General features: G+C 31.9%; 12 protein-coding genes. 3 read left to right on the top strand and 9 right to left on the bottom strand.

The features are described 5' to 3' along the window. Positions 1–58 precede the first annotated feature (58 nt). Positions 59–1,252, bottom strand: coding sequence for an ADP-forming succinate--CoA ligase subunit beta (sucC, locus tag ABD690_RS06840; protein ID WP_344728648.1), 1,194 nt, complete (start codon positions 1,250–1,252; stop codon positions 59–61). 193 nt (positions 1,253–1,445) lie between these two features. On the opposite strand from sucC, the gene lysA reads away from it, so the two are divergent. Next, a complete protein-coding gene (lysA, locus tag ABD690_RS06835) occupies positions 1,446–2,654 on the top strand; it encodes a diaminopimelate decarboxylase (protein ID WP_344728646.1) in 1,209 nt (402 codons plus the stop codon). A gap of 78 nt (positions 2,655–2,732) precedes the next feature. Here the strand turns inward: lysA and ABD690_RS06830 are convergent, their stop codons facing one another. Then, positions 2,733–3,725, bottom strand: coding sequence for a T9SS type A sorting domain-containing protein (locus tag ABD690_RS06830; protein WP_344728644.1), 993 nt, complete (start codon positions 3,723–3,725; stop codon positions 2,733–2,735). A 254-nt stretch (positions 3,726–3,979) separates the two neighbouring features. Between ABD690_RS06830 and ABD690_RS06825 the strand changes: the two genes are divergently transcribed. Together ABD690_RS06825 and ABD690_RS06820 are read left to right on the top strand one after the other, a co-directional pair. Then, positions 3,980–5,485, top strand: coding sequence for a sensor histidine kinase (locus ABD690_RS06825; RefSeq protein ID WP_344728642.1), 1,506 nt, complete (start codon positions 3,980–3,982; stop codon positions 5,483–5,485). Next, the gene (locus ABD690_RS06820) at positions 5,472–5,882 is read left to right on the top strand and encodes a response regulator (protein ID WP_344728640.1); all 411 of its coding nucleotides are present in this window, start codon (positions 5,472–5,474) and stop codon (positions 5,880–5,882) included. Before ABD690_RS06825 ends, ABD690_RS06820 begins: the two co-directional genes overlap by 14 nt. Before the next feature lie 13 nt (positions 5,883–5,895). Here the strand turns inward: ABD690_RS06820 and ABD690_RS06815 are convergent, their stop codons facing one another. From ABD690_RS06815 to ABD690_RS06785, 7 genes are all read right to left on the bottom strand, one after another. Beyond that, a complete protein-coding gene (locus ABD690_RS06815; RefSeq protein WP_344728638.1) occupies positions 5,896–6,465 on the bottom strand; it encodes a hypothetical protein in 570 nt (189 codons plus the stop codon). A 3-nt stretch (positions 6,466–6,468) separates the two neighbouring features. Next, the gene (locus ABD690_RS06810) at positions 6,469–7,872 is read right to left on the bottom strand and encodes a M20/M25/M40 family metallo-hydrolase (protein WP_344728636.1); all 1,404 of its coding nucleotides are present in this window, start codon (positions 7,870–7,872) and stop codon (positions 6,469–6,471) included. A gap of 97 nt (positions 7,873–7,969) precedes the next feature. Then, a complete protein-coding gene (locus ABD690_RS06805; protein WP_344728634.1) occupies positions 7,970–8,851 on the bottom strand; it encodes a PPK2 family polyphosphate kinase in 882 nt (293 codons plus the stop codon). A gap of 10 nt (positions 8,852–8,861) precedes the next feature. Continuing rightward, positions 8,862–10,025, bottom strand: coding sequence for a sigma-54-dependent transcriptional regulator (locus ABD690_RS06800; protein ID WP_344728632.1), 1,164 nt, complete (start codon positions 10,023–10,025; stop codon positions 8,862–8,864). A 1-nt stretch (position 10,026) separates the two neighbouring features. After that, the gene (locus ABD690_RS06795) at positions 10,027–10,914 is read right to left on the bottom strand and encodes a DUF6268 family outer membrane beta-barrel protein (RefSeq protein WP_344728630.1); all 888 of its coding nucleotides are present in this window, start codon (positions 10,912–10,914) and stop codon (positions 10,027–10,029) included. A gap of 3 nt (positions 10,915–10,917) precedes the next feature. Next, on the bottom strand, positions 10,918–11,805 hold the full coding sequence (locus tag ABD690_RS06790; RefSeq protein ID WP_344728628.1) for a mechanosensitive ion channel family protein: 888 nt from the start codon (positions 11,803–11,805) through the stop codon (positions 10,918–10,920). Positions 11,806–11,816: 11 nt separating this feature from the next. Further along, a complete protein-coding gene (locus ABD690_RS06785) occupies positions 11,817–13,130 on the bottom strand; it encodes an ABC transporter permease (RefSeq protein ID WP_344728625.1) in 1,314 nt (437 codons plus the stop codon). Position 13,131 lies beyond the last annotated feature (1 nt).

Genomic DNA, 13,131 nt, shown 5'->3' with positions numbered 1-13,131 from the left:
AAAAAAGAGCAACTATTTAAGTTGCTCTTTTTTTAATTATATTAAGATTATCTATGTATTAAGACAATACATCTTGTACTTTATCTGCAGCTTCTTGAAACTCTGTTGCACTTAATACATCAAGTCCAGAATTATCAATTAATTCTTTAGCTATATCTGCATTTGTACCTTGTAAACGTACAATAATTGGAACTTGTATAGCATCTCCCATATTCTTGTAAGCATCTACAACACCTTGTGCTACACGATCACAGCGTACAATACCACCAAATATGTTAATTAAAATAGCTTTTACGTTAGGGTCTTTTAAAATAATTCTAAAAGCAGCCTCAACACGAGCAGCATCTGCAGTACCACCAACATCTAAAAAGTTAGCTGGCTCACCACCTGCTTGCTTAATTAAATCCATAGTAGCCATTGCTAATCCAGCTCCGTTTACCATACAACCAACGTTTCCATCAAGATCAACATAGTTTAATCCTAATTGACCTGCTTCAACTTCAATAGGGCTTTCTTCACGTAAGTCACGTAATTCAGCTAAATCTTTATGTCTGTATAATGCGTTATCATCTAAAGTTACTTTAGCGTCTACTGCCATTATTTTATCATCACTAGTTTTTAAAACTGGGTTGATTTCAAATAAAGAAGCATCAGATTTATCATATGCTGTATATAATGCCGTAACAAACTTTGTCATTTCTTTAAAAGCTGTACCACTTAAACCTAAATTAAATGCTACACGACGTGCTTGAAAAGGTAAAATTCCTGTTGCAGGATCTATTTCTTCTGTAAAAATTAAATGAGGTGTTTTTTCAGCAACTTCTTCAATATCCATTCCTCCTTCTGTAGAATACATAATCATATTACGACCATTACCTCTGTTTAATAATACAGACATGTAAAATTCATTAGGTTCTGAATCGCCAGGATAATAAACATCTTCAGCAACTAAAACTTGGTGTACACGTTTACCTTCAGCAGAAGTTTGAGGTGTTACAAGGTCCATCCCTATAATTTGACCAGCAATATCTTTAACTTCGTCTAGGTTTTTAGCAAGTTTAACTCCGCCTCCTTTACCACGTCCACCTGCATGAACTTGGGCTTTAATAACGTGCCATCCTGTACCTGTTTCTTCAGTTAATTGTTTAGCTTTTTCAACTGCTTCGTCTGCTGTTTGGGCAACTAATCCACGTTGAATACGTACGCCAAAACTGCTTAATAATTCTTTTCCTTGATATTCGTGTAAATTCATCTTGTTTAAAGTAAAATTTTTGTTCAACAAAAGTAAATAATCACATTTACTTACCCTAATATTTGACAACTAAAAATATTTTAAATATCATTGCTCTTGTTAAATAATTAACAAGATGTTTTAATTTTGTAATATTTAGCAACATTACTTTTTAATAGGTTATTATAAAATATCTTTGACAAAAAGATTTTTCATGCAAAACAATCAATTACTAGAAATAGCCAAGGAATTTGGCAGCCCATTATATGTATACAATGCTGAAACAATAAGCTATCAATATAAAAGATTAACGAGTGCTTTTAAAGGTGTTAAGAATTTACGTATTAATTATGCTGTTAAGGCTTTATCTAATGTTTCTGTATTGAAATTCATGAAAAAACTAGGTTCAAATATTGATACAGTTTCTATTCAAGAAGTTCAATTAGGACTAAAAGCAGGCTTTGAACCAGAACAGATAATTTTTACACCTAATGGCGTTTCTTTGCAAGAGATTGAAACCGTGGCAAAACTGGGTGTGCAAATTAACATTGATAACTTATCAATTTTAGAACAGTTTGGTACAGCTTACCCTAAAACACCTGTTTGCATTAGGATAAATCCGCATGTTATGGCAGGTGGAAACACCAATATATCTGTGGGACATATTGATAGTAAGTTTGGTATTTCAATTCACCAAATACCACACATATTACGTATTGTTGAAAACACAAACATGCATATTAACGGCATTCACATGCATACTGGCAGCGATATTCTTGATATTGATGTGTTTTTATATGCCAGTGAGATTCTTTTTGAAACTGCAAAAAACTTTAAAACATTAGAGTTTATTGATTTTGGCTCGGGATTTAAGGTTCCTTACAAACAAGGAGACATTGAAACAAACATTGAAGAGCTTGGTGTAAAATTAACCAAACGTTTTAATGCTTTTTGTAAAGCATATGGCCGTGAGTTAACTCTTGCTTTTGAGCCCGGTAAATTCTTGGTTAGTGAAGCTGGACAATTTCTTGTACATGTAAATGTTATAAAACAAACAACATCAACCGTTTTTGCCCAAGTAGATAGTGGGTTTAATCATTTAATAAGACCTATGCTTTATGGTGCTCAACATGATATAGTAAACATATCAAACCCTAATGGCAGAGAGCGTTTTTATAGCGTTGTTGGCTACATATGCGAGACAGACACTTTTGCTAATAACAGACGTATTTCTGAAATAAATGAAGGTGATATTCTTGCTTTTAAAAATGCTGGTGCTTATTGTTATTCTATGGCTTCAAACTATAACTCTCGCTATCGACCTGCTGAAGTACTTTGGTACAAAGACAAAGCTCACTTAATTAGAAAAAGAGAAACTTTTGACGATATCATAAACAATCAAATTGAAATTGTTTTAGATTAAAATATTTTAATCCATGAGAAAACAAAAAAGCGTTCCCTCTATAGAAACGCTTTTTTGTTTTAGTAAATGTTTTGAAAATTATTTTTTTATGAATTTTTGAACATGTTCTGCACTTCGAGTTTTAATTGAAGCCACATATACTCCTGTTTCTAAATGATTTACTGATAGTGTCTCACTGTTTTCAGATATTAAAACAACTCTTCCATTTAAATCAGTAACCGTAATAACTTGAATGGCCTCTTGTGATTTAACTTGTAAAACATCAGTAACTATACTAGGAATAATTCTTACTTGATCTGAAACAATAGAAGGTTTGTGAGTACTTAAACTTAATGGTAAATAGGCTTCCATTATAGTCTCATTGACACTAAGCAAATTAACAACAAAGTTATTGGTTCTAAACACTAAATTATCATCGTTATTATCATAATAGTAGTATGAAGTTTGTGTTGCAGGAACACTTCCAAAAAACGGTACAACTAGCGTTAAGTTCTGTTCTATTTTTAATCTTGTAACACTACCACTATAAGCACCTTCTCCTATATCATTCATATTTAATGTGCCATAGGCATCAACACTTACTTGCAGCGTTCCTGTAAAGGCACCTGAAAATGTTGTGTATGTAAATGACCCTGAAACAAAATCTGAATTAGATGCATTATAACTCATAGGAAATGTACCGACTAAAGCATTATCTGTGTAATTTAATACTAAATCATCTCTTTCTACTCCTGTAAGAGAAACTGCACCTGTTTCTATTTTTTGAAAAATTTTATTTGTATTTGCAGCATTACTCACATCTGTAATTGTTAAAACACTTGTTGTTCCTGGATAAAAAGAAAGCTCTGAAGTTGTTGGAGTTACATAAGTATCTTCATTTACAGTTCCTGCAGTTGCAAGGTCGTTAAAATTCCAGGTTAATCCAGCTCCAGAAGCGCTCTGATTTACGGCTCCACTTGATGTCACAACAGCAAATCTTAATCCATTTGCACTGTTAAAATTATTGATAGGAGCTTGAGAAAAGCCATAAATTGAAATTAAGAAAAAGGCAATAAGTAGTTTTGTTTTCATAATAATAGTTTTAATCAAAGCTATAGAAAACAATATGTGTATTACAAAAAAAAAGACCATCGTAATAAATTGACGATGAACAGCATACTCGTATCAGCCTCAAGTACAAAACACATTTTACTCTCACAAAAAACATAAAAACCTATTGTACTTATTACTCATGTATTATTTTTTTATCTTGGATAATTGATAATTTATTAATAGTTTTGATATTCCTACCTTATTAAATTATTTGCCCTAAATTAATAGCTTAAATGAATATTCAAAACTTTGATGTAAATGACTCTATTCAAGTCCTTGATTTTATACAAAAAGCCGCAAAAATTGGTACTTGGCATGTAAACCTAGAAAACAATGAGGTTTCATGGAGTAAACTCACCAAACAAATTCACGATGTAAGTGATGATCATAGCGTAAATATTGACACTGCTATAAGTTATTATAAAGAAGGTTTCTCTAGAGACAAAATAACATATTGTTTTAATTGCTGTATCACAGAAAAAAAACCCTTTGATGTAGAGCTTGAAATAGTAAGTGCCAAAGGAAGAGAAAAATGGGTTAGAGCGATAGGTTTTCCAGTAGTAGAAAACGACAATTGTATAAAAGTACAGGGACTATTTCAAGATATAACCGAAAAAAACAAAATACTAAAAAAATTAGCCTTAAAAGAAGAGCAGTTTAGGAAAACATTTGAAAGTACCGCTATTGGTATGGCTATTGTAAGTCTTGATGGCAGGTGGCTAAAAGTCAATGAAAGCTTAAAAAAAATGTTAGGTTACACTAACGAAGAGTTTACATCTCGAACATTTAAGGATTTAACTCACAAAAACGATTTAGAATTAGGGCAAAAAGAACTGAAACAATTACTTCAAAAAGAAATTTCTAGTTTTAAAATTGAAAAAAGATACATCCATAAAAACAATGATGTGATTTGTGTATCTTTAAGTGTATCCCTTGTGAGTAATGACGATGGTATTCCTTTACATTTGGTGGCTCAAATAAATGATATCACACAAAGAAAACAATCAGAGAGAAAGGTAAAATCGTTATTAGATATTACAAAAGACCAAAATTCAAGACTATTAAATTTTGCACATATTGTCTCTCACAATCTTCGTTCGCATTCAGGGAATTTAGAAATGCTATTAGATTTAATGAAGTTTGAAGAGCCAGAAGCTACAGATAACAGCTATTTCCCATTAATAAACACAGCCGTAGATCACTTAAGCGAAACTGTAGAAAACTTAAACCAAGTTGCTATTTTAAACACAAAAATTCATGAAGACCTAACACCTATAAACCTTCATGATGTAGTAAACAAAACAGCAAACAGCGTAAACGCTTTAATTATTGAGAATAATGCAAAAATTAATAATTTGGTAAATCCAAATCAAATTATACACACAATACCTGCTTATCTTGATAGTATTTTACTAAACTTTTTAACTAACAGTTTAAAATATAGAAAAGAGAACGTAGACCCAATTATTACATTTAAAGCCGACACGTCAAAAGACAGTGATAACAATCCTATTTTAATTCTAGACATAGAAGACAATGGTGTTGGGATAGATTTAGACAAGCATGGCAAAAAACTTTTTGGCATGTACAAAACCTTTCACAAGCACAAAGACTCAAGAGGATTAGGCTTATTTATTACTAAAAACCAAATAGAAGCCATTGGCGGCAAAGTTTTTGTGAAAAGTAAAGTAGGAATTGGCACTATTTTTTCATTACATTTAAGGTATGAAAAAAGTTAATATTACATACATCATTGATGATGATCCTATTTTTGTGTTTACGGCACAAAAAATGTTGAAATTTGAAGATTTTTGCTATAACTTTTCAGTGTTTCATAATGGCGAAGATGCTATAAATCATTTAGCTCCATTAATGAAAGCCAACACAGATCTTCCTGATCTTATTCTATTAGATTTAAATATGCCTATTATGGATGGTTGGCAATTTTTAGATGAATTTATAAAAATAAAAACCACTAAAAAAATTACAATTTACATTGTAAGCTCTTCTATAGATCCTGCAGATATTGAAAAGGCAAAAACATATCAAGAGGTTTCAAACTATGTAATAAAACCAATTACTAGAGAAAAAATAAAGCACATTTCTGACGAAATGAAGCAGCAAATCTCTAATTAAAAACACTTATTTATTACTTTGTTTTTAATTTTCCTGTAAAGTGATTAATAGAAGAACTTATAGGGTTTCCAGATGCACGCCTAAATGATGCTATTTGTCCGCAATGCCAAATAGCGTCAGATATTGGACCATTAATAGCATTCCAGTAAGGAAAAACTTTTCCTTTACCAAAGTTAATATTGTAATCTGATAAGTCATCAGCTTCTCGTAGTATATCTGCTGCTTTTTTAAGATTTAAAAGCGTTTGCTTTCTAATATCAGCATAAGCGTTATTAGAGTTATCTACTTTTTTATGCTCTTGTTTTAATGCCGCACTTAAAATCACTTGAGATAAATCAAAAATATGAGTAAGTGTTTCTCCTGTTGAGCGTGATTCTGCATCAATTTTATAAGAAAAATCTTTATCCTTTAAACCTTCAGTTGCCCAATAAAATCTAAAACCAAGACCTTCAATTTGTCTGGCAGCTACTGTTCCTGCTGTAAAACTATTGGAAGCTTCTGGTATTTCATGGTATGGTAACGCTTCTTGAGCATTAGTAGCTAAACATGTTAGCAAAATCATTGCTGGTATTAAATTTCTCATTTTTTAATCTTTGATTTGGTTTGAATTAGAAATCGGTGCGATTCCATAAGTATCAAATAAATACACCAAAGCTGTCATTGTTGCCGCTCCTAGCTCTAGCTCTCGTTTGTTTACATGTTCAAATGTATCATTTGCTGCATGATGATGATCAAAATAGCGTTGCGAATCTGGACGCAAACCAGCCAACACATTGGTTTCTGTTTTTAATGGGCCTACATCTGCTCCGCTTCCTCCTTGTTCAAAATAGTGAATTAAATACGGTTTAAACAATGGTTTCCAACTTTCAATTTTTGAAAAAACAGCATCACTACAATCAAAACTAAAGCCTCTTGGAGTAAATCCTCCAGCATCACTTTCTAAAGAAAAAATATGATTTTCTCCTTTTTGCTTTGCTACTTCAGCATATTTTGTTGCTCCACGAAGTCCGTTTTCTTCATTCATAAATAACACGACTCTAATGCTTCGTTTTGGTTTAATACCACTTTCTTTTAGCAATCTTAATACATCCATAGATTGCACTACGCCAGCACCATCATCATGTGAGCCATCTCCTAAATCCCAAGAATCAAGATGACCTCCAACAATAATATACTCATTAGGGTATTGACTTCCTGTAATTTCACCTATAACATTATATGATTGTACATCTGCTAATTGGCGACATGATTGACTAAAGAAAAACTTCACATTTTTATCTAATGCTAACATGGTACTTAATGTTTCGGCATCATTTGTACTAATTGCAGCAGATGGAATACGTTTAGAGTTTGGCAAATCGCCGTAAGTCATACTTCCTGTATGTGGAAAATCATCTAAACGTAAATTCATAGAGCGCACAATAACACCAACAGCTCCAAGTTTTGCAGCTTCCATAGCACCTGCATAACGCTGATCTACACAACCACCATAAGCTTCAAAAGTTTGTATTAAATCGGCTTGCATTGGCCTATTGTAAAACACTATTTTGCCTTTAATATTAGCTTCTCCTAGCTTTTTAAGTTCTTCTATTCCTTGAACCTCAACAACATTTGCTTTTAATCCGCCATAAGGTGTCGCGATTGAGCCGCCTAACGCACATATATTTACCGTTGTTGTTTTTCCAGGACCTGTTTCTATGTAAGCATATTCTGGAGCGCCACGCACCCATTTAGGCACCATAACAGGTTGTAACCATACTTTATCTAATCCTAATTTTTCTAGCTCTTCTTTAGTATAAGCTACTGCTTTTTCAGCATTTAGCGATCCTGACAAACGACCACCTATTTGGTTTGACAAATAATCAAGCCATTCATAACTTTTACCATTTGTTAATGATGTTGTATAAATAGTTTTTAAGGTTTCAGCATCGGTTTGCGCTGATATGTTTATTGTAAAAAGAATAAGTAGGAGTAATAAAAAGCGTTTCATTAAATAAAATTTAAGTTTTAAAGATACTATTTATGATGTACGAAATTCTAAAATAAATTATAAAAAAATCCTGTTTATAGAAACAGGATTTGCAATATCATTCACTTTTTAATTGCTCTTTGTAGATATGTAGTTTTTCTTTAATAGCATCATCTAGCTCTGGCTCTACAATATCTTTGTATGTTTTTAGTGTATCTAGTAAAATTTTTGCGACTATATATCTAGCTGTAGGTTTATCATCAGCTGGAATTGTATACCAAGGCGCATGTGGTTTTGATGTTCTATTTATAGCATCTTGATAACATTCTTGATATTGATCCCATAGCTTGCGTTCTTTTAAATCTCCTGGTGAAAATTTCCAGTTTTTCTCTTCCTTTTCTAAACGACGTAAAAGCCTATCGCGTTGCTCATCTTTTGATAAGTGTAAAAAGAACTTAAAGATAATTGTACCATTATCAGCAATGTGCTTTTCAAAATTATTTATTTGCTGAAAACGTTCATGCCAAAAAGCATCGTTTACATCTTCAACAGTATGTATATTAGGTAAGTTTTCTCCCAAAATATATTCTGGATGCACTCTTGTTACTAATACATTTTCATAATGTGTTCTATTAAAAACTCCAAACTTTCCGCGCGCAGGAAGTGCAATATAATGACGCCATAAATAATCATGCTTTAACTCTAACTCGGTTGGTACTTTAAAGCTATGAACTACCACTCCACGAGCATTAAGCTCTTTAAAAACTTCTCGGATCATACTGTCTTTACCTGCTGTATCCATACCTTGAATGCAAATTAAAACAGCATACTTACCATGAGCATACATGGTGTTTTGAATTTTTGCTAAATCTTTACATACATCTTCTAGTGCATCTTCAATTTTATCTTTATCAGCATCTAAATCGTAGTTTGTGCTAATATCTTTAAGATGGATATTTTGGCTAACTTTAAAATCGTTGATGTTTATATTCTTTTTCATAACGTGTATGTTATTTTGAAGCAAAAAGTTTTACATCACTTTCGCTTACTTCTTTTTCACCTAAAATTATTAGGCGTTCTACAACATTTCTTAATTCACGAATATTTCCTGTCCAATCGTACTCTTGCAGTAATTTAATAGCTTTTGAAGAAAACTCTTTTTTTGCATTTCCTTGTTCTTCTGCTATTTTGTTTGCGAAAAAATCAACTAAAAGAGGTATATCTTCGCGCCTATCATTTAATGCAGGAACTTTGATCAAAATAACCGCTAAACGGTGATATAAATCTTCTCTAAACTTACCATCTGCAATTTCTTTTTTTAAATCTTTATTGGTTGCTGCCACAACGCGTACATCTACTTTAATGTCTTTATCATTACCAACACGTTGAATTTTATTTTCTTGTAAAGCACGTAATACTTTTGCTTGCGCAGAAAGACTCATATCGCCTATTTCATCAAGAAAAATGGTTCCTCCGTTTGCAGCTTCAAACTTTCCAGCTCTATCTTTTACAGCACTAGTAAAGGCTCCTTTTACATGCCCAAACAACTCACTTTCTATAAGTTCTGAAGGAATTGCGGCACAGTTAACTTCTACTAATGGACCTTTTGAGCGGTTACTTTTTTCATGCAACCAATGGGCTACTAACTCTTTCCCTGTTCCGTTTGGTCCAGTAATAAGCACCCTAGCATCTGTTACAGATACTTTTTCAATCATCTCTTTTATGTGAGCTATGGCTTCACTTTTGCCAATCATTTCATAGTTTTTGCTCACTTTCTTTTTTAATCGCTTATTTTCTACAACAAGTTCCTTGCTGTTTAGCGCGATTCTCACAGTGTTTAACAATCTGTTTAAATCTGGCGGTTTCGATATATAATCAAAAGCACCTAAACGCATTGTGTTTACAGCTGTATCTAAATCTCCGTGTCCAGAAATCATAACCATTGGTGTTTCTGGTTTTATTTTCTTTACGGCTTCAAGAACTTCAACACCATCCATTTTTGGCATTTTTATATCACAAAGCACCAAATCAAAATCGTCCTTCTTAATGGCTTCAACTCCTTTTAAACCATCTTCAGCTTCTTCTACGATATATTTATCATTTTCTTCTGAAAGAATTTTTACAAGTACACGTCTTATTGCTGCTTCATCTTCTATTACTAATATTTTTGGCATATTATATCTTGTATTTTAATCCGGTTCTTAAATATAAGGTATTTACGTCATCTAAAGTAAATACTTTGTCTTTGTCTTTATTACGTAGTATGTTTTTTTGATCTAAAGTATAGCCTGAATACATGTAAAAAGCAAAGTGCTTTGTAAAATAATATTCATATCCTAATCCTAATACTATAACGCGTAAAGAAACGTTTTCTACAACTTGATTATTGACAGTTATTTTATCTTGTACATGCGCATAATAACCATCTAAACTTATGAATGATTGTAGTACATTTTTTTCGTTAAAATAATATTCTATATTGGCTTTAGGAACTCCCAATGTATATGCCCAATGTGAATTAAGCTTTCTAAAATAACTTACAAAAGGTAATGGGAAAGGCAATCCTGATGTACTATTGTAGGTTAAACCAATTATTAATCTGTTTGGTTTTTTTGCTGTTTCGTCTTTTGTTTTATCATTAATAGCGTAAACGCCTCCGTTTATAAAAAAATCAGACCCGGTTATTTTTGATTTTAATGTTGATGCGATTCTAGGTGTTACTTTGGCTCCAAATCGCCATTTTTCATTATGCTTAAAGGTGTAGCCAATGGTAGCATCTATAACATGTACTTGGTTTATTAGACTTCGATTAAAAGGATAATGGTCTTCAAGGTCTATAGCTACATTATTGTATTCGGCACCAAAAACAAGATAATCATCTTCAGAAATTTCAATAGGAATATTAAAAAAACCTCGAAACCTACTATAGCTGTCTTCGGAGTTTTTTTTGGGTATAAAAGAATATTCTAACCTAGCTAAATTACTTAATTGTGCTTGTAAAGTAGAACAAAGTAGCAGGGTAAAAAGAATTAAAACGTTTTTATATGCCTTACTTAAACTCACATGCTATTTTTTTGGATCTATAATATGAATGTCTCTTTGTGGGAATGGTATAGAAACATTATTTGCTCTAAATAATTTATCTATTTCAAAACGAATATCACTTTTTGGGAAGTTAGATTTAAAACTGTCATTAAGTGTAAAAACTACTTTAAAGTTTAATGAACTATCTGCAAAATCTGTAAACAAAACTGTCGGTTCTGGGTCATCTAATACGTTAGGGTGGTCATTTACAGCCTGTAGTAATAATTGCTTTACTAATTGAACATCGCTTCCATAAGCCACACCTACTGAAACACTTTCTCGTGTGGTTGTTCCGTTTTGTGTCCAGTTATATAAGCTATTTGTTAAATACAAATGGTTAGGTATTACGAGTACTTTATTGTCTATTGTAACGGCTCTGGTTGTTCGTAGTTTAATTTCTTCAACACGTCCTATTTTATCTTCAATTTCAATAATATCTCCTACGCGTAAACTTTGATCTATTAAAATAAAAACACCAGAGATAATATCTTGAAATAAGGTTTGCAATGCTAAACCAATACCTATTAATAAGGCTGCTGAAGCAGCAAAAATGGCTGTAACATTTACTCCAACAGCATCAAAAACAATTATTAAAACCACTAAATACACAAGCCATCTTGCAAATGAAAATACGGTATTAAATTTTGCTTTATCCTCTAAAGGCAATCGCTTTACGTAAAGTCTTTTTATAAAGTTCAGTACAACGGTTGTTATAATATATATAACGCCAACTAGTAATATTAGGCCTATTGTAATCTTTATAGTTTTTTCTTCGTTTTGATATAAAATCGTACCTAAAAAATCTATAATTGTTTCCCAAATGCCACTTTCTGTAACTACTTCTTCAATATTATCTAGTTTCTCTTCCATTGATTTTCCTATTAATATTTAATCCATTTAATAAGTTCTTTATAGCTAGGCTTTTTTCCATACATTAAAATTCCTACTCTATAAATTTTTGCTGCAAACCATACGGTAAACATAAATGTTCCTACTAGCAATACTAATGATACTAACTGTTGCCATACTGGTACACCAAAAGGAATTCGCATTAACATAACTACTGGCGATGTAAATGGTATGAAAGAAAACACGGTAGAAACGGTTCCGTGCGGATCTTCAATAACAGTAAAAATACCAATATATACAGCTAGGATTAACGGCATAAGTATTGGAAACAAAAACTGCTGCGTATCTGTTTCATTATCTACAGCGGCACCTATTGCTGCATACAAAGAACTATATAATAGATATCCTGCAATAAAAAATAATACAAAGGCAAAAATTAAATTGGTAATTGGTAAATTATAAAATGCATTCATAATATTCTGCACCATAGCTGTAGAATCAGAGTTATTTACCGCTTGGTTCACGAGTTCTTGTTGTGCTGAATGAGATTGAGCAAAGTCTATTCCGAAAATTGCAGAAACTATAACCATTAAAAAACTCCCTAATATTAACCAAATTACAAATTGAGTAATCCCAGCTAAAGATGTTCCTATAATTTTACCTAACATTAACTGTATTGGTTTTACAGAAGATATTATGACTTCTATAATACGACTTGTTTTTTCTTCAATCACGCTACGCATAATCATGTTACCATAAATGATAATAAACATAAATAGTAAATATCCCGCAGCACAACCAAAAGCTAATTTTACAACACTATCTATTTTTGAAGTTTTTTCGCCAACAAAACTTTCTTGAGCAATATCTACGCGCACTTTTGAAGACTTTATCATTTCTATATCAACACCTTCATCGGCTAGTTTCAAGTCAGTAAGTTGCTTTTCTAATTTACTTTCTAAATCACTCATTAAGGTAAGTGATGGTGCTTCTTCTGAATAAAATTTTATATGCTTTGACAGCGTATTTACATCACTGTAATTCTCAATATAAAGTAATCCGTAATGATCCTTTTCTTCTGCTTGTTTTTTGGCTTCAGCAAGTGATACGTTTTTAAGTATATTGTATTTTGTTGTTTCTGTATCTGTAAAAGACGATTCTATAATACCTGACTCGTCTAAAATTGAAATGGTACGTTCTGTATTATTATTTAACTGTGATAAATAGGCCACAACAGCAATTAAAACAATCATAATTATGGGACTTAAGATTGTCATAATTAAAAATGACTTGTTTTTTACTTTTGTTAAATACTCACGTTTTATTATTAGTGATAAATGGTTCATA

It is taken from the genome of Corallibacter vietnamensis (assembly GCF_039537875.1).
GTDB classification, from domain to species: Bacteria; Bacteroidota; Bacteroidia; order Flavobacteriales; family Flavobacteriaceae; genus Corallibacter; species Corallibacter vietnamensis.
This window is presented reverse-complemented; position numbering and strand designations above follow the sequence as displayed.